Below are 20,575 nucleotides of genomic sequence, written 5' to 3'. Positions count from 1 at the left end.
CTACATAGCTAATACCCGCCAGGGCCGTTTAGCAGGAGCTTCCTTTTAACTACCCGATTTCTAACCGGCAACTGGCTGCCGGAATGTTTGTGCCGGATTAGGGGTTACCCCAATGACCCGCCGGGCTGACCACTCATTTCTATCTGTCAGTTCGGTTTATATCTTCCTACTATTATGCATTTCGATACGCTTGCGCTGCGCGCTACGCACCAGACCGACCCGGCAACCGGAGCCGTTGTTTCGCCACTCCATCTGTCGACTACGTTTGCCCGGAACGAAGCCAACGAGCTTGCATCGGACTACGTGTATTCACGCCCGAATAACCCGACTCGTGAAGCACTGGAACAGGCACTGGCCAAGCTCGAAGGTGGTGCCGTTGGCATGGCGTTCAGCTCAGGGCAGGCAGCCACAATGACGCTGTTTCAGGCACTACGTCCCGGCGATCATGTGCTGCTGTCGACGGATGCGTATTATGGTACTCCGGCTCTACTCGAGCAGGTATTTCATCCCTGGGGACTCACGTATTCGCGAGTGGACATGCGCGACCTTGACGCGGTGCAGCAATCCATCCACGAGAATACCCGCGTGATCTGGTGCGAAACCCCGTCCAACCCGCTGCTCCAGATTTTGGATCTGCTCAGCATCAGTCGGCTGGCGCACGAAGCCGGTGCCATCTGCGTATGCGACAACACCTGGGCCACCCCCGTATTGCAGCGCCCGCTCGAACTGAATTGCGACGTAGTGATGCATTCCACCACTAAGTACCTAGCGGGGCATAGTGATGTGCTGGGAGGAGCCTTGATCTTTAAACACAACGATGAATTTGCGCAGCGCGTCCGGAATTTACAGAGTCTGTCGGGGGCAGTGCAGGCGCCGTTTGATGCCTGGCTGATCAGCCGGGGCATTAAAACGCTGGGCATTCGCGTGCGGGCTCAGATGGCAACAGCACAGGCAGTAGCCGAATTTCTTGACGGGCATCCTGCCGTTGAGCAGGTACATTATCCAGGTTTAAGCACCCATCCCGATAAAGCCCTGATTCACCAGCAGATGAACGGGCCGAGCGCTATGCTGTCGGTGCAGATAAAGGGGGGAGCCGCCGAAGCCCTGGCTTTTATCGGCAAACTAAAGCTGTTCATTAGGGCCACCAGCCTGGGTGGTGTGGAAAGTTTGATCGAGCACCGGGCCAGCGTTGAAGGGCCGAATACGGCCACCCCCCAGAATCTGTTGCGTATGTCAATTGGTCTGGAACATGCCGAAGATTTGATTGGTGATCTGGCGCAGGCGCTGGACACGTTATCCAATCGATAAACTTACCGTTTTTTCGGGATGCTCGGCGTGGATGTGCCAAGCGCAGGTGGTATTGGTAGCTTTGGAATAATTGGCTGACTTTGTTTAGACCGTGGCGGAGTTTCCTGTAGCATGGTATGATGAATTGATGGGTCTACACCCATAACAGGCATGTTATCCAACGTCGCCCGCGCAACGTTCTTCGGGTCTTTGGGGTTGCGGTAGAAGTCGTTTTGGGGTCGAAGCGTCGGAATAGTCGCTTGCGGCAGGCTTGGCGTCGAATCCCGGCGTATCCGTTGCGTTGGTACCTGACCATAGGCTACACTCGTCAGTAGGAGCAGCAATAGCAGCATTTTCATCTAGTTGACAGTTAGTTTTCTTCCTGATGCAAGGAGCCATACCATTCCACAACCGTTGCATCCCGCCCGAAACTAAACCCTTATACTCGCCGTTCTAGGCCATATTGACCGAATATTACCTCTATGAATGTTGCCTTATTTTCTACCTCATCCCGCTCAAAAAACAATTCGTTGCGCTTTGTCAAGTATGCACAACACGTATTAACCGGGCAGGGACACGAGGTATCGCTGGTTAGTTTTGAAGACTACGATATACCGTTTGCTGGTCAGGCATTCATTGACCCGGCCAATCTGACGCCGTTTCAGCAAACGCTGATCAGCGCCTGGGAAGCCGCCGACCTCATCATCTTTGCCTTACCCGAATACAACTGGACCGCTCCCCCACAGGCGACCAATACGATTCACCAGTTGGGTTCGCCCGCTCTCAAGCATTTGTTCGATGATAAGGTATTTGCAATGGTCGGCGTGTCGAACGGGCGCGGTGGCCGCCAGCCCGCGCTGGACATGACCACGGTCACCAACAAGCTGATCAGTTTTACCAATAGCTACTCCATCGTGTCGCCCAAGCTTTATGAGTCGCACGAGACGGATAAAAACCTGGATGAAAATGGCCACTTCAACGGCCACGAAGTATACGAACGTACCGCCCGCGCCTTCTTCGACTATACGGTTACGGTGGCGGAGAGGTGGGGGAAATAATTTTGAAGGAGGAAGGGGAGGAGAGGGAGGAAGGAGGAAAGGAATAAAAATAGCTAGACCTAAAACTTCCTTTCCTCCTTCCTCCCTCTCCTCCCCTTCCTCCTAGATCAATTCCTTCTGATACAGCCCTACCAACGTTTCAACGGCGAAGTCGATTTCGGCGGTGGTGTTGTACTTACCGAAAGAGAAGCGGACGTAGCCGCGCTCCGGGTTCTGACCGGGCAGGGCACCCAGTACGTGCGAACCAATCTCGGAGCCGCTCGAACAGGCCGATCCACCCGAGGCCGAGATACCGGCAATATCCAGGTTAAACAGCAGCATATCACTTAGTTCAGAAGCGGGCAGGCTTACGTTCAGAACTGTATACAGGCTGTTGTCAATATCACCAGAGTTACCGTTAAAGCGTACATCAGGCATTTTCTCGGTCAGCTGATCGATCATCCGACGCTTCAGCGACGTAATGTGTTCGCGGTGGGCATCCATCTCGCGATACGCTATTTCCAGCGCCTTCGCCAGGCCAACAATCCCGTACACGTTTTCGGTACCGCCCCGCATATTCCGTTCCTGCGCTCCACCGTAGATAAACGGTTCGATTTTCACCCGTTCAGCGTTAGCGTAGAGAAACCCGACGCCTTTCGGGCCGTGGAACTTATGTCCGGCCCCAACGATAAAATCGACGGGCAGGTTTTGCAGATCGTGCCGAAAGTGGCCCATTGTCTGCACCGTATCCGAATGAAAAATGGCGTTGTATTCCCGACACAGATCGCCCACCTGCTGTAGGTTCAGCAAATTGGCAATTTCGTTGTTGCCGTGCATCAGCGACACCAGCGAACGACCTCCGCCAGTCTTCTGATTTGTCTTCAGCAGTTCGTCCAGGTGCGTCAGGTCAATCCTTCCTTTCTCGTCAATCCGCACCAGATCCAGTTTGATCGTCCCTACTTTGTGCAGGTGTTCCAGCGTGTGCAGTACGGCGTGATGCTCTAAAGGCGACGTAATAGCATGCGTCAATCGGTAGGTGTCAATGCTGCTGCGAATGGCGGTGTTATCGGCTTCGGTGCCGCCCGATGTGAAGAAGATCTCGGCGGGAGACGTATTGAGCAGCGAAGCAACCGTTTTCCGGGCTTTCTCGATAGCAGTGCGCACCTTTCGGCCGTGACTGTGGATGGATGACGGGTTGCCGAAGTTTTCCGTCATCAGGGGCAACATAGCTTCCAGCACTTCAGGATCCAGGCGGGTGGTAGCAGCATTATCGAGGTAAATAGCAGCGGAGGTATTCATTGTCAACAGGTTGCAGAAATTACTAACAGGAGCACAAAGGTACGGCGAATCAGATAATGATGAAACGTATCGTCCACCCCATAAATTCCGGTCCGGATTTACGGAAACACTCGACAAATCTCAGCCGTTTCGTTTAAAACCACCAACACTCGAATGATTGATTTACAACAGGCTACCCGTCTTATCTACGCCGAGCTCCTGAGCTGGAGCCGGACGGCGGTTCGCTACTTACCCAAGCTGGCTGTTGCCATTATTCTGCTGCTGCTCTTTACGTTTCTCTCCCGCCTGATCAGCCGCTGGGTGAGCCAGGGCCTGCACCGGGTTAGCCATAACTACTCGCTGGTTAACCTAACCAGCGCCCTGGTTCGGGTACTGGTGATGGCGTTGGGGCTGTTTATCGCATTGGGGGTTCTGGGGCTCGACAAAACTGTTACGTCCCTGCTGGCTGGTGCTGGGGTGATTGCGCTAGCCGTGGGTTTTGCCTTTCAGGACCTGACGACCAATTTCATTTCGGGGACCATGCTCGCCATTACCCGCCCCTTACAGGTAGGTGACGTTGTTGACACGAATGGCTTCAGCGGTAAAGTACTGGATGTAAAGTTACGTTCGGTCGTGCTGGACAACGGCCAGGGGCAAACCGTCGAGATTCCCAGTAAGGACGTTTTTCAGAAACCAATCACCAATTATTCCCGCATTGGTTTCCGGCGCATCGAAGTCTCGGCTGGCGTGTCGTACGTCGATGATCTCAACAAAGCCCAGCAGCTGGCCCAGATCGCTGTTAGTAAGTTGCCGTTTGTGATTCACGACCGGCCAGTCGAACTCTACTTCCGCAATTTTGGGGATAGCAACATCCAGTTTGTGCTCTGGTTCTGGATCAACCCCAGCGTTATAGGCCCACCAGCCGCGTTGAGTGAAGCAATCAAAACCATTAAGCATACGTTCGATGAGAATCAGATTCTGACCGTTTTTGCGGGCCAGACATTCGACCTCAAACAGAAATTACAGAATGCCCAGACTCAACCCTCCGCCTGACCTAAGCATCCGTTTTCGGTGTAACGGTCAAACTTTTCTGACTATAATTGGCTGCCTGCTGACACTGGTCGCCACTGCCCAGCGGTACCCTTCGGCGGTTCGTCATCGGACGGTTTTCTGGTCGGAGATTAACGCGGTGTATAAACTACCGGGGAAATGGAGTCTGCAGATCGATCACCAATACCGGCGTCAGGCCGACGATAACAATGGGCGGGATCTGAACGCCTTTCGTCACCCCCTGTTGCAGGTCTTCCGGCCCTGGGTCAGTTACCAGCTCAGTAAACCGGTACGCCTGTCGCTGTCGCCGATCGGTCTCTGGTGGAACTGGGGCCGCACGAACGAGTATCAGCCTATTACGTTTACGCAGGAAGTTCGGATTATCCCGCAGCTTCAAATCACCAAACCCGCTGGCGATGGCGAACTTATCCAGCGGTTTCGTACCGAGTTTCGCTGGCCTTCACTCACGGATACGCTGGCGAACGCGTATATCTTTCTGGCTGATGGCGAATCGCAACGCGTTCTAGCTGACCGGTTCAACTTGCGGCTTCGGGCGATGCTCCGCTGGATCAACCCCATTTTTAAACGAAATACCGACGACAAACGCTGGTATTCTCACCTGAGCGTTGAGCCTATGCTCGTCGTAGCCGACGCGGGGGCCTTCTTCGACCAGAACCGAACGTATCTGGCCCTGGGCCGACAACTGGCACCAAACCTACGTCTGGAACTGGGGTATCTGAATCAGTTTACTATTCAGATGAGCGAATCCGAAGCGTTGCGCCTGCATCGCTTTAATCACGCTCTGCATGTATTTGTGTACTTCGAAAACCGCCGTCGCTCGCAGGCGGGCTCAGACTCCGGACCGGAAGAGGATTGAATACCTGAATCACTGGTGACGGACGCAACGGGGGCAACAACCCAAACAGATTTAGCACTCGGCTATTGAAAGTCTATCCGAGTATCACAGTTTGGTCGACACGAGTTACAAGCTATAAGATTTCGGAACTAATCGACGGCTATCGGGTTTATGTGAGAGAAACAAGTTCAACCAATAAACTCATGTCACTCATGGCAGCAGGATCTAATGCCGTCGAAGCAACTGACGCTAATTTCGAGCAATTAATCAATTCCGATAAACCTGTTCTGGTAGACTTCTGGGCCGAATGGTGCGGCCCCTGTAAGATGATCGGACCAGTTGTAGAACAACTCGCCGGTGAATACAAAGACAAGGCGGTTGTCGCTAAAATGGACGTTGACCAAAACGCTCAGGTACCCGCTAAATTTGGTATCCGCAGCATCCCTACGCTGATGGTTTTCAAAAACGGTCAGCTTGTCGATAAAGTAATCGGTGCCGTTCCTAAGAACGTACTGGAACAAAAACTACAAGCCGCCCTGGAACCAGCCGCGCTGTAAGTTTTTCTAAAGCAAAAAAGGAGAAGGGAACAAGGAGAAAGAAGCTAAGCACTTCATTTCCTTGTTCCCTTCTCCTTTTTTGCGTTCTCCTCTTTACACCAGCATCCGCATTGGATCTTCGAGCAGTTGCTTCACCGTTTGCAAGAAAGCAGCTCCCGTTGCTCCGTCAACCACGCGGTGGTCGCAGGAGAGGGTTACTTTCATAACGCCCGTTGGTTTGGCGACACCGTCTTCGAATTTCACGGATTGCTTGATCGAACCGATGGCCAGAATGCAGGAATCAGGTGGGTTGATGATAGCGGTAAATTCTTCAATACCGAACATACCCAGGTTCGAGATTGAGAACGTACTGCCTTCCCAATCCTTCGGTTGCAGTTTTTTGTCTTTCGCTTTGCCAGCCAGATCTTTCACTTCGCCCGAAATAGTCGACAGCGTTTTCTGATCGGCATTCCGAACAACAGGCACCAGCAGACCTTCGTCGACGGCTACTGCTACGCCAATATTGACGTACTTGTATTTCCGAATCTTGTCGCCTAACCACGACGAGTTTACGTTCGGGTGCTGTTTCAGCGCCAGCGCAACGGCCTTGATCACGAAATCGTTGAACGAGATCTTAACCGGGCTGATAGCATTAACCGTACCACGCAGTTCCGTTGCTTTATCCATGTTAATTTCCATGGTCAGGTAGAAGTGCGGAGCCGTAAACAGACTTTCGCTCAGGCGACGCGCGATGGTTTTGCGCATCTGTGAAACCGGAATATCTTCGTACTCGCCCTGGGCCTGGGGTGCTGGGCTTGGGGCGGGAGCAGGTTTCTGTTCAGCGGCAGGCTGGGGTGCTGCGGCAGGAGCAGCTTGGGGAGCTGGTTTGGCCGCAGGAGCAGCCGTACCCGGTTTGAACGACTCAACGTCGCTCTTCACGATACGTCCTTCAGGACCCGTACCTTTTACCTGGCCCAGGTTGATGCCTTTCTCTTCAGCAATGCGTTTTGCCAGCGGAGACGCTTTTACCCGACCGTTCGACGTAGCATCGGCGTTGTTTTCGCCTTCACCACCACCGTACGACAGATCGCTGTCCGCATTAGCGGGTAGATTAGCCTGTGGGTTCTGTTCGGCCGTTTCGCTACCACTCGATGATGGAGCAGGTGCTGAGCTGCCGTTACCACCGCTGCTGCTACCCCCTTCGAGCAGGACTTTGAAGTTAGCGTTTTTCTCACCGATGACGGCGATGACATCATCAACGGCTACCGACGAACCTTCTTTTACACCAATGTACAGCAGCGTACCTTCTTCGTACGCTTCCAGGTCCATCGTAGCCTTGTCGGTTTCAACTTCGGCCAGAACATCACCTGATTTTACGGTATCACCTTCTTTTTTGTGCCACGCGACAATCGTACCCTCCGTCATGGTATCGCTCATCTTCGGCATCCGAATCATGGTCGCGTTGACGTCTTCAGGTAGCGCTGCCGAAACAGCATCTTTATCCGGCAGTTTCGTATTGACTTCACCGGGCTTCAGGTCTCCGCTAGGCGCCGGAGCATCCCCGTTCGAAGCCGCTTTTGGCTCTTCTTTCGGCGCTTCCTGGCTTCCTCCGTCGAGTAACGATTTGTAGTCTTCACCGTCTTCACCAACAACGGCCAGAACGCCGTCTACGGGCACGGATGCCCCTTTTTCAACACCGATATAGAGCAGCGTACCTTCTTCGTACGACTCCAGATCCATCGTTGCTTTGTCGGTTTCGACCTCGGCCAGTACATCGCCGGATTTCACTTTGTCGCCCACTTTTTTGTGCCACTCCGCAATGACCCCTTCGGTCATGGTGTCGCTCATCTTGGGCATTCGAATTAATTCAGCCATTGGTAGCTATGAATATGTCGGGTTATACAAAAAAAACAGGTTCGGGCGTCTGTGTAAGGCCCAAAATTAGCGGAAAAACGGAACAATGGAGACACAAGCGGGAAAAAGGCAGAGACAGCCGAATTGAAAGCCCTCTGCTACTCTTTATAACCGTTTTTCCTCGCTCCTCTTTTTCATTTATTCCACCCAGAGAACCAATCCTTTCAGGTAACCACCTTCGGGATGGAACAAACTAACGGGGTGATCGGCGGGCTGACTCAGGTGATGCAGCACCCGCACCTGCCGACCCGCATCAATGGCAGCCGCCACGATTGTGTTGTAGAACAACTCCCGGTCCACCACCTGCGAACAGGAGAACGTAAACAGAATCCCGCCTTTGGCCACCCGGCGCAATCCTTCGGTGTTCAGTCGTTTGTAACCCTGCACCGCCCGGTGCCGCGCCGACAGGCTCTTGGCGTAAGCAGGTGGGTCCAGAACAACAACGTCATACTGGCGGTCATGGTTTTTCAGGTAATGCATTACGTCGTCGGCGAAGGCTTCGTGCTCCGTACGATCCTCGCCAAAGTTGGCCGCTACGTTCTGATCGGTCAGGTCGATGGCTTTCTGCGATACGTCGACGGAGTGAACCAGACTGGCCCCAGCGTTGAGCGCGTAGACCGAAAACCCGCCTGAATAACAGAAGGCATTCAGGACCTTTTTCCCGTGTGCGTACTTCGCCAGCAAATCCCGGTTGTCGCGTTGATCGAGAAAGAAACCCGTTTTCTGCCCCGCAATCCAGTCGATCATAAACGTATTACCGTTCTCCTTCACCGGATGCGGTACAGGCACCACACCGTAGAGATAGCCGTTGATCACCGTTGCGCCGTATTCATCGGGAAGCGTTTCGGCGCTCTTGTCGTACACAGCTTTCAACTCATCGCCGTAGACATTTTTGAGCGCTTCGGCAACAAGTGCGCGCTCGCGGTGCATGCCGATGGAGTGCGCCTGAAATACGGCTACGCCGTTGTACATATCGATGATCAGTCCGGTGCAGCCATCGCCTTCGCCGTGAACCAGTCGATAGCAGTTGGTATCACCGGTTACAATAGCCTGACGGATGCTACGGATCCGGCTCAGTTTCTGCGTCCAGTAGTCAACATCAGGGATCACACGACCGCCAGCGGTGGCCGCAAACGAGAAAATCCGAATGGCAATACTCCCATCGTGGTAGTGCCCCGTAGCCAGATAATTTCCCTTTCGATCATATACTTCTACTACATCGCCATCGTGGGGATTTCCCTCGTAACGACCGATTGCCCGCGAAAATACCCAGGGATGAAACCGACGAACGGCTTCATCACGACCAGCTTGCAGGAAAATTTTCGTGAATGTCATTGGTATCCGGAAAAGTGGGCAAAGATACGTCCGAAACGCTGCAAAGAACCCCGTCCGGAAAAAACACCGTTTGATTTACGTAGAACCCGCTGTACTTTGCGTTTCTAAATGAAAGAAACCTTTTACTCATGCAACGACGTAATTTCCTGAAACAGTCTGGTCTGATGGCCGCTGGTGCGTTTACCCTTAGCCAAACAGACTTACTGGCCCGCCCCCTGGCTAAAACCATCGATCCATTCGGTGTCCAGTTGTACAGTGTCCGTGATGTATTACCCAAGGATCCGAAAGGCATTATGACCCAGCTGGCGCAGATGGGCTACAAACAGTTTGAGAGCTATGAAGGGCCACAGGGCTTTCTGTGGGGCATGACGCCGAAGGATAGCAAGTCGTTCCTGAACGATCTGGGCGTTAAAATGATCAGTACGCACTTCAACTTCCGGAAGCATTTCGACGAACCCGGTGGCCTCCAGAAAAGCATTGATATGGCCAGCGAAGCCGGTCTGTCGTATCTTCTTTGCCCATACATTGGCCCGCAGAAGTCGTTCGACGACTGGAAGAAAATTGCCGACGACTTCAACAAAGCTGGTGAGCAGGTTCGCAAAGCCGGTCTGAAATTCGGTTACCACAACCACGACTACTCATTCAAACCCCTCGACGGCAAACTGCCGCAGGAATACCTGCTGGCTAACACCGATCCGAAGAACGTTATGTTCGAGCTGGACCTGTGCTGGATCGACGTAGCGGGCGTCGATACCGTAGCGCATCTGAAGAAATACGGCAAACGCTACGAACTGTGCCACATTAAAGATTACACAAAAGAAAACGGCAAACCTGTTCAGAACGATCTGGGTAAAGGCGCCGTCGATTTCAAGAAAACGCTACGTACGGCTATGGACAGCGGCATTAAGTATTTCATCGTTGAACAAGAAGAATACCCACAAGAGGTTATGATCAGCATGAAAAACGATGCCGAGTACATGAAAAAACTGACGGTTTAATTGGCGAAAAGGGTCGTCTTCGGATGGCCCTTTTGACTTATTTTTGGCTAAAAACGACCATGTCTCCTATCAGCGTTTACGTAAACCGGCAACTGGATGGCGTAACTTACAGCCTGTCTCCCCTGTCCCGGAAGAATTTCTACGAGCAATTTCCGAATGCCCATCCGTCAGGCAGCGTTTTTGTCAATTATGACACCAAATCTGACTTCGAAACATACCACAATCGGGTAGAACGATTTGTCCTGCCTATTCTATTGGGGTTGGATGACGAGACGATTAAAACGGTGGGACCTGTTAACTTCATCGACCCCCGCACTAACGATCTGGTTTTCAGCTACCGGAATGAGTAAAATGTTTAATAACTACATCGGAAAGGCAGGGCAGTTGTTTGTCATGTCCGAATTTCTGATGCTGGGATGGAACGTTGCTATTCCGGAAGTTGACCGTGGAGACGACATTTTTGTCGTCAGAGATACAGACGGCAACCTCAGCCGGATTCAGGTAAAAACTGCACAGGCCAGACTATATAAGGGAAGTTACAACGCTCAGTTTAATCTTCCCCGCGAGCAGCTTCGCGTTGGCTCTACACCGGATATCACTTACGTATTCTTAATCCGACACGAACAAAGTTGGAAACATTTATTCGCTATCGAACGTCAGCGGCTGGCGCTTATGCTGGCAGAACAATTAGAAAAACCAAGCGGCACAAAATCGCTGACAATTACGATTCGGATTAAAGGCTCACTAGCTTATTGTGGTCAAACAAGCTTTACCGAGTTCCAGCAATTGGCAACTCTGTTTGGTAAGATCAATCATTAATTTCCTTCCTCCCGCGCCGAGAACAACCGCTGTAACCAGTTTTTTTTCTCCTCGGCATCTTCTGTTTGCTCGATTTCGGTCAGTTCATAGTTAGCGAGCGCCCGCATGTCAGGCTGCCCGGCATCAACCCAGCAGGTGTACCAGAAATCACCGATCATCTTGATCGACGCCCGCATCTGCCGGGCAACCTGCCCCTGCAATCGTTCATGGTACTGCCGCGAAAAATCAGCGGAGTATACTTTTGTCGTCTGCCCGTTACGTTCTTCGAATCCGTATTTCCGGTTCTCTCCCACTGCCGCCGTCAACTCCTGCTCAAATCGCAGCACCGAATCCAGGGCGGCATGGGCATTGAACACAGCACGCCAGGCCTGCTTCTGGGGTGCGTATACGTACTCAGCCTGGCCGGTTAGTACATCGTAATCAAGACTATATAACTCCGGCAACCGCGACTCCCAGAAGCCGTGAATTCCCTGCTGGTTCGTTAGCTGCCCGTTATAATTACGGGTCGTGTGTAATGGCACATTAGCATCGGCGATGTAGTGTCCCAGATCAGCGGCTACGCGCAGAATCCGACGAACATTCCGCTGTCGGAACGCTTCAGTCAACTGGTATTTCGTTAGCTGAATCTGCCAGGGTACGACGCCATGCAGCGCCAGGGTATCCTCTCCGTACTGGTTGACGGCATCCTTATGGTATCGGGGCAACGTAACAGCACTGGTATCGGCGTAGGCATCCAGATCGATAAAATGGCGGGGCGCTTCGCCCACGACTGCGTACCGGCGCCTGTCTGGATTCACCGCATTATCGGTCAGAAAATCAACGTGCTTCTTGAAAAAAGGCATCATCTCCGGTGGCAACGTAAAGATTGCCAATCGGTTAATCTGCTTGTGTGCATAAAAACCCCACTGTGGCTGTTTACGATTTGATTTCAGCCTGGCAGCCTGAGCCGACAAAGAATAAATAAGCGCAAGCAGAACAAGAATCAGAATAAATCTGTTGTACATTTGCAGAAACATGGTACTTTATTTATAATTATTTTAATTATTATATTTTGAATGTCCGTGTTTTCGGAATTTTATTTTGACTTATCAGGAAATACACTAATTATGAATGCTAAAGTAAAAGGCTACACTTTAATTATTATGTTACTGGGTGCTTTTGCCCTAACGGTTTATGGTGCCTACTCACCGGCAAGAAAGGCCCAAAAACAACAAATTGTATGCATCAAATACAAAAATGGTGTTGATACTAAAGCGGTTGAACAACAAATGAGCGCCTTCGCGATGATGAAACACGAGGTTCCGCAAATTATCAGCTACAAATCAGGGCGTACGATCCTGCCCAATCAATCAACGGCCGATTATGACGTCGTTCATTATCTGACCTTTCAGAGCGAGGACGACATCAAGCTTTTTGAAAACAGCACCGTCTATAGGCAATTCCTGACTGAAAACAAGGCAACCTGGGCGAATACGTTGACAATCAACGCAGATATTCGCCAGTAAAGACGTACATCATTAAGAAATTCGGGGCGAACTATTGGTTGTTCTCCCCGAATTTCTTATTTTTGCGCCCTCATATCGCGATAACGATTTTATTATTACATATCGATGGCAAATCATAAGTCAGCAAAAAAGGCAATCCGGTCGAGTGCGAAAAAGCGGTTATTGAACCGTTACCAGCACGTAACCACCCGGAACATGGTAAAGAAACTACGTACTACGACCGATCACGCAATGGCTGTTGAGCTATTCAAATCGGTTTCGTCGGCACTGGATAAACTGGCAAAACGGAATATCATTCACAAAAACAAAGCGTCGAACAATAAATCGAAGCTGGCTCGTTTTGTGAACAACCTGAAACCAGCTGCTGCTCAGGCGTAAGCTACTGCGTTTTTGTTCCGTCCTATACGGACTTGTTTTTCAGAAACCTTACCTAGTTGCGGGTAAGGTTTTTTTATGCATTTTGGAAACGAAATTCTACCGTAACCTACTCGTTTCCATGACCTACGTAACATCCGGCAACATCCAGAGCTGGGCCGAAGAAGATCGTCCCCGCGAGAAACTGATGTTGAAAGGAAAAGCCGCCCTTTCCGAAGCCGAACTGATTGCTATTCTCATTAACTCCGGCACCGTCGACCTGACGGCCGTTGATGTGGCCAGGATCATTCTCAAAAGCGTCAATAACAACCTCAACGAACTGGCCAAGCTGAGCATCAAAGACCTGTCGAAGTTTCGGGGTATTGGCGAGGCCAAAGCCATCAGTATTGTGGCCGCGCTCGAACTGGGTCGTCGGCGCAAGGAACAGGACCGCCCGACACGCGCCCGGATTACCTGCTCCCGCGATGCGTACAACGAGATGATCCCACACCTGATCGATAAACCCCACGAAGAGTTCTGGATTTTACTGATGAACCGGGCTAACGAAGTGCTTCGCCCCGTTCAGATCAGTACCGGGGGGGTGTCGGGAACGGTTGCCGACCCGAAAATTATTTTTAAGCAGGCGCTGGAGCACCTGGCCTCATCAATGATTCTGCTTCATAATCATCCATCGGGCAACCTGACGCCCTCCCAGGCAGATAAAGACCTGACCAAAAAACTTAAAGACGCCGGGCGTCTGCTGGATATTCCCGTACTGGACCACCTTATCTTCACCGACAAAGCTTACTACAGCTTTGCTGACGAAGGAGTTTTATAAGCTAGCGATCGTGACCGTTGGTACTGTTTTAACTCATCTACGGTTGCTAATCAAAGCGACCAACTTTGCCAACGTTCATAAACGCAATCCGCGCATAACTTCTGCCCGACTCAGCTCCCGGACATCGCCCGGCTGCATCCCCTCGGCGGTCAGTCCTTCAATAGCCCAGCGCACCAGCCGAAGCGTTGGAAAACCGACAGCAGCCGTCATCTTACGGACCTGTCGGTTTTTGCCTTCGTGCAGCGAGATAGCCAGCCAGGAGGTTGGAATGGTAGCGCGATACCGAATAGGCGGATTGCGGTCGGGCAGATTTGGTTCGGCAAGAGGCTGTGCGTTGCCTGGTAACGTAGCGTATTTCTTCCCATCGACGGATATGGTAACGCCATCCGACAGTTGCTGACAGGCTTCGGTCGTTAGCGCCCCATCGACCTGAACGTAGTACGTCCGGTTGTGCCGAAACTTTGGGTTCAGCAGGCGGTGATTGAGTTGCTTATCACTGGTAAGCAGCAGCAGCCCTTCACTGTCGGCATCGAGTCTCCCTACTGGGTACACATCCGATGGGAAATCAAACGCCAGATCCGCCAGCGTCAGCTTATCGCCCTCATTCGAAAATTGGGAGAGCATGAGGTAGGGCTTGTAAATGAGGTAATACATGATTCAAAGGCGAAAGAGCGAATGAGTGAAAGAGCGAATAGGCTGACGCGTAAGCAACCGCTCTTTCACTCATTCACTCTTTCGCTCTTTAGAATTGCTCATTGTCAAATGTACCGGGCAATGGTCTGCGTGGACGGCGTCGGGGAGCATTTGGCAGTCGATGATCTGGTCCCGCAGGTTGTCCGTAACGGATGCGTAATCAATACGCCAGCCTTTGTTACCGCTTCGGGCACCGGCGCGGTAGCTCCACCAGCTGTAGGCTACGTCGTCGGGGTGCTTGTAGCGAAAGGCGTCCGTCATGCCGCTGGCAAACCACTGATCCATCCAGGCCCGCTCTTCGGGCAGGAAGCCGGTCGTGTGTTTGTTACGTACGGGGTCGTGAATATCAATGGCATTGTGCGCGATATTGTAATCGCCAACCACGATCACCTTCGGCCGTGTTTTTCGCAATTCAGCCACGTAGTTGAAGAAATCACGCAAAAACTCCATCTTAACCCCCTGCCGCAACTCGCCCGTTGTGCCCGACGGAAAGTAGCAGTTCAGAACGGTCAGGTCATCGAAATCAGTGCGCAGGATTCGTCCTTCGCAGTCGTATACGCGGAGTCCACACCCCGAAACGGTATTCGTTGGCACCTGCTTCGAGAACGTAGCGACACCCGAGTAGCCTTTCTTCTCGGCGGCATGCCAGTGGTATTGATAACCCAGTTCCTCGAACGGTTTTAGATCGACAACGTCGTGGGTGGCTTTCACCTCCTGGAAGCAAAGAATATCAAACTGTTGGGTACTGAGCCAGTCGATCAGCCCGTTGCGAATAGCCGCCCGGATACCGTTTATATTGTATGAAATAAGTTGCATAAGAAACGAAACAAGCAGTCAGTCCAGCGAGCCACCCTGCTTTTTTACTTCCTCAATGATTTCATCAATCATAATGATATCATTCAGGTCTTTAGTTCGACGGGCCAGGACTTTTGTCTCTCGCAGATCGTTGATATGAAGAAAATAGATAGTCTGACCGCCCTTGGTAATAAACGGCTTAGCACGTTTTCTACAGGCGGCATAGTCTAATCGATAATGAACGCTGGTTAATACATCCATGGGTATGTCATGAATACGTGCCGCTTTCGGTTGTGTAAAATCTGCTTCGCGCATCCCCCGTACCATCTCTTCGTCATAACCAAACGCCAACAAAGCGTTGATAAAACGATCTCTGTTTTCGTTTGTTGGTTCTAGCCAAAGATCAGCATCCTGCGTAAATCGCACCGCTCCATTTAAGATCAGCGCTAACCCACCGATCAGGATATATTCTACCTGACAATCATCGGCAACTGCTACAAATTCTAAAAACTCAGAGTTTTCTACATCCATGACGGTTGCGAAACAGTGATACTTTTTTCTAGTTTAGGTGGGTCACCAACCAGACCATAATACATACGACGTAATTTCAAAAATACCTGCCACCTTTCTTCTGGAGTCATAGCTACCTGCTCCCGAATCTGATCCTCGTGGGGGCCGTTCAGATTAGTGTAAAACGTAATTCGTCGTTTCTTTTCCATATAGACAAAACTAAAAAGGGGCAGACAAAATCTCCACCCCTTTCTCATTTTTCATATTTTATAACGGTCCCGTTACCAGCTCACCTTCCGATGGAACTGGTTTCTTCTTGTCGGAGAATAAAAGCACGAAGATAATGAGCACGACAACGGCAATGGCCGCCGGAACCAGCCATACCGACAGCCAGTCTTTGGTACCGTCCGGACGGGTGTACATATCCAGCACGATACCCGACAGCTTCGAGCCGATTCCCATACCAATGCCGTAGGTCGCCAGCGAGATGAGCCCCTGCGCCGACGATTTGATCTTGTCGCCGGCTTTATTGTCCGTGTAAATCTGGCCCGTCACGAAGAAGAAATCATAGCAGACGCCATGCAGCACGATAGCGATGTAGAACATCCACTCGCCCGAACCCGCATCACCATACCCAAACATCAGGAAGCGAACAATCCAGGCAATCAGCCCAACAATGATCATGTTCTTAACGCCCAGCCGCGTAAAGGCCAGGGGAATCATGAGCATAAAAAAGAACTCTGACGCCTGCCCCAGTGACATTTTGTTCTCAACGTTCTGCATCCCGGCATCCGTCAGCGAGGGGTTGGCCATAGCGTAGTAGAACGACAGAGGGATACACACCAGCACCGACGACAGAAAGAAAATAGCGAACGAACGATCTTTGAAAAGCTTGAACGCATCCAGCCCCAGAATCTGTGATACGGAGGTTGACGTTGCTGGTTTAGGTGGTGTATCGGGCAGGAAGAATGCAAAAACGCCCAAGATAGCGGCCGAATACATTGCCAGCTGGAAAATAGCTACTTTGTCGCCAAAGCCGTAATACCCAACAATGTTCGTTACGACAATCCACGCAACCGTACCCAGCACCCGGATACCGGGAAATTCCTTCTCAGGAACGCGCATTTGCTGCAGGGCGATCGAAGCCGTCAGGGCCAGGGTTGGCGCAAACGTCAGGCAGTAGGCCAGAATCAGGTACAGAAAATTGTCGGCATCGGTATTCTGCGTAATGAAATAGAGCACCACAGCGCCCAGTAGGTTGAGGATACCCAGAACTTTCTGAGCGGCAAAGTAACGATCGGCAATAAGCCCCACGAAAAATGGCGCCACCAGCATAGCCAGCGAGAAAGTCGTGTAAGCATTTCCGACCTGATCACCAGTGGAATGTAGTTGTACCAATTGATATTTACTCATTTGTCCATACCAGGCTCCCCAGACAAAAAACTGGAGAAACATCATAATGGACAATTTTACCCGGGTTGCTGTTGACATGGGAAAATGTTGGTTAAGCGTTTGCGCGGATGAAGGTAAAAAACGGCGGTCAGCCATCCAAACGAACAACAGGCAGTTACGGCTTCCAGGTCCTGATTTGAATCACCCGTTGGAGGAGGCAAATTCATTACATTTGGGCCGGTTTTGACCTGACTTTTTATGAAAAGACAATTCTTCACGCTCCTGGCTATAGTGGCTCTGCCTGCGTTAGTGTTTGCCCAGACCGCCGACGATATTATCAGTAAACACGTTACCGCTCTGGGTGGAGCAGATAAACTTGCTGCCATCAAAACGATGCAGTACGACCAGACCATGTCTATTCAGGGGATGGAACTGACATCCAAAACGGTATACGTACTGGGTAAATCAGTACGTAGCGACGTATCGGTCATGGGACAGCAGATCACGAACGTAATCGATGGCGACACGGGCTGGATGATCAACCCTATGCAGGGTGGCAACGCGCAGGATTTACCCGCCGACGCCATTAAAGCGGCCAAAGGCACTACCGAGCCGAACATGTTTCAGTTGGCTTACCTGAAAGCCAACAACTATCCGTATGAACTGGTAGGTAAGGAAAAATTCAAAAACAAGGATGTATTCAACCTGAAAGTCACCCGGCCGGAAGGGGTGTTCAACTATTACCTGGACACTGGTACGTATCAGTTGGTGGGCACTAAAGGCGTTATTAACGCGCAGGGGCAACAGGTTACAACCACCTCGACCTACTCCAATTACAAACCTGTAGACGGTATCAGTGTACCCTACACCAGCGAAATGACCATTCCCAGCGTACCGGTCCCGGTTACGGCGACGGTAACGAACGTTGCCTTCAATACAACTATCGACCCGGCGGTATTTACCAAGCCTAAATAAACGATCCGTTACGTCTGGATTAGTATGCGAGGGTGCCGACTGGCACCCTCTTCTTTTATTCCAAATATTAATCTACCTTTCACAATCATTGCCACATAAAAAACCGATATTTGAGCAGTATACAACCTAAATTACATGAAAGACACCTACCTCCGTACCCAGCTAGGAACAGCGTTTCTGGTAGCCTCTACCCTGACGTCTTCCTGGGCTCAAACGACCACCCTCACCGGATTTACGCCCGCCCGGCAGGCAACACAGTTAAAGATCGAAGCCGACTTCAAGAGTAAACAGTCGTCGGCTGCGTTCAAAAATCACCTTGAGAAGCTGTGCAGCGCCCCGCACATTACCGGCTCGCCCGAGAACGAGAAAGTGCGCGATTACATTGCCGAAACGATGCGCAAGGCGGGCTGGCAGGTCGATATTTATCCGCACGATGTCCTGCTGCCTAAAGGCCCCGGCGATATTGCCGTTGAACTGGTGAACCCAGTTCGGCAGCCGCTCAACATTCGGGAGTTTCTGTTCAAAGAAGACAAGTACAGCAGCGACCCACGCCTGACACCCGGCTACAACGCCTGGTCGGGCTCCGGCGACGTAACGGCCGAGGTCGTGTACGCCAACTACGGCCGTAAGGAGGATTTTGAACAACTGGCAGCTATGGGCATTCCGGTCAAAGGCAAGATTGTGCTGGCCCGTTACGGGGGTAACTTCCGGGGTTACAAAGCCCAGTTTGCGCAGGCGGCCGGTGCGGCTGGCGTCATTATCTTTACCGACCCCGCCGATTCGGGGTATATGCGTGGGCTGACGTTTCCCGAAGGCCCTTTTTACAGCGAAAGCGTCATTCAGCGCGGCTCCCTGCTGACTACACCCTACACGGGTGACCCCCTGACACCCGGTGAGCCAGCCTTACCGATGGACGCCAAGAATACCCCGAAACGGCTGGATCAGAATGCCGTTGGTCTGCACAAAATTCCGGTAACGCCCCTCCCGTATGGTTCGGCGACCGAAATCCTGAAACGCATGACGGGTCTGCGCGCTGTACCGGCGGGCTGGCAGGGCGGTCTGCCCTACACGTACCGGCTGGAAGGTGGTCCCGACCTAAAAGTTCGGCTGATGGTGAGGCAGGAAAAAACCATCCAGCGCATTTATCAGGTGGTTGGTACGCTGACCGGCAGTGAATTCCCCGACGAGTGGATCATTGCGGGCTGCCACTACGATGCCTGGGGGTATGGCGCTACGGACCCTAACTCGGGTACGGCGATGCTGCTGAGTATGACCGAATCGCTGGGCAAACTGGCGAAAGCGGGGCAAAAACCCCGGCGTACCATCAAAGTCTGTCACTGGGATGCCGAAGAACCCGGTGTTATTGGTTCGGCCGAGTGGTCGGAGCAGTTCCGCGATGAACTGACTCAGAAGGCGGTGGCCTACATGAATTACGACGCAGCTGTTTCGGGCCGGAAGTTCGGAGCCAGTGCATCACCGTCGATGAAAAAGCTGATTATCGAGGCCACGCAGTCGGTAGACTATCCGGATTCAAACAAAACGGTTTATCAGACCTGGCTGGGGAATAATGCCAATAACAATCCAACCCGCGTAACGGGCTCCTCGGCTCCGGCGGTTCAGGCGGGAGAGCCATCGATTGGTAACTTAGGTGGCGGCTCAGACCACATTGCTCCGTATATGCACATCGGTATTCCGGCGCTGAGTGCGGGCATGGAAGGTCCGACACTGTACCACTCGCAGTATGATGATCTGTACTTCTACGACAAGTTCTCCGACCCGACTTACAAAATGGGACCGATGATGGAACAGATCGTTGGCACGATGACGCTCCGTCTCGCCAACGCCGACCTGGTTCCCTACGACGTAGCACGTTACCCAACCGATCTGGCAGTGCACCTGAAAGCGGCCGAAAAAGCGATTCAGGCGTATGCACCCACGTATTCCATTGCGCCACTGCTCAGTACCGTTGCCGACATGAAAAAAAACGCCGATGCCTGCGAATTAGCCCGTCAGAATTACCTCAAAGCGGGCCGGACAGATAAACTGGTTGAATTGAATAAGGAGCTGCGGTTGCTGGAACGGTCGTTCATCGATCCGAAAGGAAATGCTTTTGGCGCCTGGTACCGATCGCTCTACGCGTCCTCAGACCCAAACAGCGGTTACGCATCCTGGATGCTTCCCGCCTTGCTCTACGAAGCATCGATCAAATCAACGGCGAATCTGCCTGATATTGAGGGACGTTACAAAAAAGCCATTCAGACGTTAAGCGACAAATTGATGACTCTTTCGCAGGGAATGGGCTCGCCCTCGGCCATTGGTGGCGGAAACAGATAGTTAAAAGATAGGCTGGCTCGGTAACTTTTTTTCATACCGAGCCAGATTTTTTCAATATATAAACGTTGA

23 protein-coding genes are annotated in these 20,575 nt (G+C 51.7%); 13 read left to right on the top strand and 10 right to left on the bottom strand.

The features are described 5' to 3' along the window. Nucleotides 1–174 precede the first annotated feature (174 nt). Nucleotides 175–1,308 carry a trans-sulfuration enzyme family protein gene (locus HU175_RS10565; RefSeq protein WP_176566564.1) on the top strand — a complete coding sequence of 378 codons (1,134 nt, stop codon included), beginning with the start codon at nucleotides 175–177 and terminating at the stop codon, nucleotides 1,306–1,308. Nucleotides 1,309–1,310: 2 nt separating this feature from the next. Here HU175_RS10565 and HU175_RS10560 read toward each other — a convergent pair whose 3' ends face one another. Next, a complete protein-coding gene (locus HU175_RS10560; RefSeq protein WP_176566563.1) occupies nucleotides 1,311–1,646 on the bottom strand; it encodes a hypothetical protein in 336 nt (111 codons plus the stop codon). Between the two features lie 123 nt (nucleotides 1,647–1,769). On the opposite strand from HU175_RS10560, the gene HU175_RS10555 reads away from it, so the two are divergent. Then, entirely contained in the window at nucleotides 1,770–2,345 is a 576-nt protein-coding gene (locus HU175_RS10555) for an NAD(P)H-dependent oxidoreductase (RefSeq protein ID WP_176566562.1), read from the top strand. A 102-nt stretch (nucleotides 2,346–2,447) separates the two neighbouring features. On the opposite strand, the gene HU175_RS10550 is transcribed toward HU175_RS10555, so the two are convergent. Beyond that, a complete protein-coding gene (locus HU175_RS10550; protein WP_176566561.1) occupies nucleotides 2,448–3,623 on the bottom strand; it encodes a cysteine desulfurase family protein in 1,176 nt (391 codons plus the stop codon). Nucleotides 3,624–3,776: 153 nt separating this feature from the next. Between HU175_RS10550 and HU175_RS10545 the strand changes: the two genes are divergently transcribed. The 3 genes from HU175_RS10545 to trxA all read left to right on the top strand — a co-directional run bounded on the left by HU175_RS10545 (nucleotide 3,777) and on the right by trxA (nucleotide 6,065). After that, on the top strand, nucleotides 3,777–4,655 hold the full coding sequence (locus HU175_RS10545; RefSeq protein ID WP_176566560.1) for a mechanosensitive ion channel family protein: 879 nt from the start codon (nucleotides 3,777–3,779) through the stop codon (nucleotides 4,653–4,655). Next, complete coding sequence (locus tag HU175_RS10540) at nucleotides 4,630–5,529, top strand: DUF2490 domain-containing protein (RefSeq protein ID WP_176566559.1); 900 nt, start codon at nucleotides 4,630–4,632, stop codon at nucleotides 5,527–5,529. The genes HU175_RS10545 and HU175_RS10540 overlap by 26 nt, the downstream gene beginning before the upstream one ends. 191 nt (nucleotides 5,530–5,720) lie before the next feature. Then, nucleotides 5,721–6,065 (top strand): thioredoxin, encoded by a 345-nt coding sequence (gene trxA / locus HU175_RS10535; protein ID WP_176566558.1) that lies wholly within the window; start codon nucleotides 5,721–5,723, stop codon nucleotides 6,063–6,065. A 93-nt stretch (nucleotides 6,066–6,158) separates the two neighbouring features. Here trxA and HU175_RS10530 read toward each other — a convergent pair whose 3' ends face one another. Both HU175_RS10530 and HU175_RS10525 read right to left on the bottom strand, forming a co-directional pair. Beyond that, a complete protein-coding gene (locus HU175_RS10530) occupies nucleotides 6,159–7,919 on the bottom strand; it encodes a pyruvate dehydrogenase complex dihydrolipoamide acetyltransferase (protein ID WP_176566557.1) in 1,761 nt (586 codons plus the stop codon). Between the two features lie 177 nt (nucleotides 7,920–8,096). Then, on the bottom strand, nucleotides 8,097–9,293 hold the full coding sequence (locus HU175_RS10525) for a class I SAM-dependent rRNA methyltransferase (protein ID WP_176566556.1): 1,197 nt from the start codon (nucleotides 9,291–9,293) through the stop codon (nucleotides 8,097–8,099). 128 nt (nucleotides 9,294–9,421) lie between these two features. On the opposite strand from HU175_RS10525, the gene HU175_RS10520 reads away from it, so the two are divergent. Genes HU175_RS10520 through HU175_RS10510 form a run of 3 tightly spaced genes read left to right on the top strand, consistent with a single transcriptional unit; the run spans nucleotide 9,422 to nucleotide 11,110 of the window. Beyond that, nucleotides 9,422–10,291 (top strand): sugar phosphate isomerase/epimerase family protein, encoded by an 870-nt coding sequence (locus tag HU175_RS10520; RefSeq protein WP_176566555.1) that lies wholly within the window; start codon nucleotides 9,422–9,424, stop codon nucleotides 10,289–10,291. Nucleotides 10,292–10,350: 59 nt separating this feature from the next. Then, nucleotides 10,351–10,641 (top strand): hypothetical protein, encoded by a 291-nt coding sequence (locus HU175_RS10515; protein ID WP_176566554.1) that lies wholly within the window; start codon nucleotides 10,351–10,353, stop codon nucleotides 10,639–10,641. Then, entirely contained in the window at nucleotides 10,634–11,110 is a 477-nt protein-coding gene (locus HU175_RS10510) for a hypothetical protein (RefSeq protein WP_176566553.1), read from the top strand. Before HU175_RS10515 ends, HU175_RS10510 begins: the two co-directional genes overlap by 8 nt. On the opposite strand, the gene HU175_RS10505 is transcribed toward HU175_RS10510, so the two are convergent. Beyond that, complete coding sequence (locus tag HU175_RS10505) at nucleotides 11,107–12,114, bottom strand: zinc dependent phospholipase C family protein (protein WP_228724392.1); 1,008 nt, start codon at nucleotides 12,112–12,114, stop codon at nucleotides 11,107–11,109. The genes HU175_RS10510 and HU175_RS10505 overlap by 4 nt on opposite strands. Nucleotides 12,115–12,216: 102 nt before the next feature. On the opposite strand from HU175_RS10505, the gene HU175_RS10500 reads away from it, so the two are divergent. From HU175_RS10500 to radC, 3 genes are all read left to right on the top strand, one after another. Continuing rightward, nucleotides 12,217–12,615 carry a Dabb family protein gene (locus HU175_RS10500; protein ID WP_176566551.1) on the top strand — a complete coding sequence of 133 codons (399 nt, stop codon included), beginning with the start codon at nucleotides 12,217–12,219 and terminating at the stop codon, nucleotides 12,613–12,615. A 105-nt stretch (nucleotides 12,616–12,720) separates the two neighbouring features. Continuing rightward, on the top strand, nucleotides 12,721–12,993 hold the full coding sequence (rpsT, locus tag HU175_RS10495; RefSeq protein WP_176566550.1) for a 30S ribosomal protein S20: 273 nt from the start codon (nucleotides 12,721–12,723) through the stop codon (nucleotides 12,991–12,993). A 118-nt stretch (nucleotides 12,994–13,111) separates the two neighbouring features. Next, the gene (gene radC / locus HU175_RS10490; RefSeq protein WP_176566549.1) at nucleotides 13,112–13,807 is read left to right on the top strand and encodes a RadC family protein; all 696 of its coding nucleotides are present in this window, start codon (nucleotides 13,112–13,114) and stop codon (nucleotides 13,805–13,807) included. A 75-nt stretch (nucleotides 13,808–13,882) separates the two neighbouring features. Here the strand turns inward: radC and HU175_RS10485 are convergent, their stop codons facing one another. The 5 genes from HU175_RS10485 to HU175_RS10465 form a co-directional block, all read right to left on the bottom strand. Next, nucleotides 13,883–14,461, bottom strand: coding sequence for a pseudouridine synthase (locus HU175_RS10485; RefSeq protein WP_176566548.1), 579 nt, complete (start codon nucleotides 14,459–14,461; stop codon nucleotides 13,883–13,885). A 69-nt stretch (nucleotides 14,462–14,530) separates the two neighbouring features. Further along, nucleotides 14,531–15,316, bottom strand: coding sequence for an exodeoxyribonuclease III (locus HU175_RS10480; protein WP_176566547.1), 786 nt, complete (start codon nucleotides 15,314–15,316; stop codon nucleotides 14,531–14,533). 18 nt (nucleotides 15,317–15,334) lie between these two features. Then, the gene (locus HU175_RS10475; protein ID WP_176566546.1) at nucleotides 15,335–15,826 is read right to left on the bottom strand and encodes a DUF6036 family nucleotidyltransferase; all 492 of its coding nucleotides are present in this window, start codon (nucleotides 15,824–15,826) and stop codon (nucleotides 15,335–15,337) included. Then, the gene (locus HU175_RS10470; protein WP_176566545.1) at nucleotides 15,817–16,014 is read right to left on the bottom strand and encodes a hypothetical protein; all 198 of its coding nucleotides are present in this window, start codon (nucleotides 16,012–16,014) and stop codon (nucleotides 15,817–15,819) included. The genes HU175_RS10475 and HU175_RS10470 overlap by 10 nt, the downstream gene beginning before the upstream one ends. Nucleotides 16,015–16,072: 58 nt before the next feature. Beyond that, the gene (locus HU175_RS10465) at nucleotides 16,073–17,296 is read right to left on the bottom strand and encodes a nucleoside permease (RefSeq protein WP_176566544.1); all 1,224 of its coding nucleotides are present in this window, start codon (nucleotides 17,294–17,296) and stop codon (nucleotides 16,073–16,075) included. 159 nt (nucleotides 17,297–17,455) lie between these two features. Between HU175_RS10465 and HU175_RS10460 the strand changes: the two genes are divergently transcribed. Both HU175_RS10460 and HU175_RS10455 read left to right on the top strand, forming a co-directional pair. Next, complete coding sequence (locus HU175_RS10460) at nucleotides 17,456–18,172, top strand: LolA family protein (protein ID WP_176566543.1); 717 nt, start codon at nucleotides 17,456–17,458, stop codon at nucleotides 18,170–18,172. Nucleotides 18,173–18,307: 135 nt separating this feature from the next. Next, the gene (locus tag HU175_RS10455) at nucleotides 18,308–20,506 is read left to right on the top strand and encodes a M28 family peptidase (protein ID WP_176566542.1); all 2,199 of its coding nucleotides are present in this window, start codon (nucleotides 18,308–18,310) and stop codon (nucleotides 20,504–20,506) included. Nucleotides 20,507–20,575 lie beyond the last annotated feature (69 nt).

It is taken from the genome of Spirosoma sp. KUDC1026, assembly GCF_013375035.1.
Lineage (GTDB): Bacteria > Bacteroidota > Bacteroidia > Cytophagales > Spirosomataceae > Spirosoma.
The sequence above is the reverse complement of the archived record's forward strand: the minus strand, read 5'-3'. Positions and strand labels throughout refer to the sequence as shown.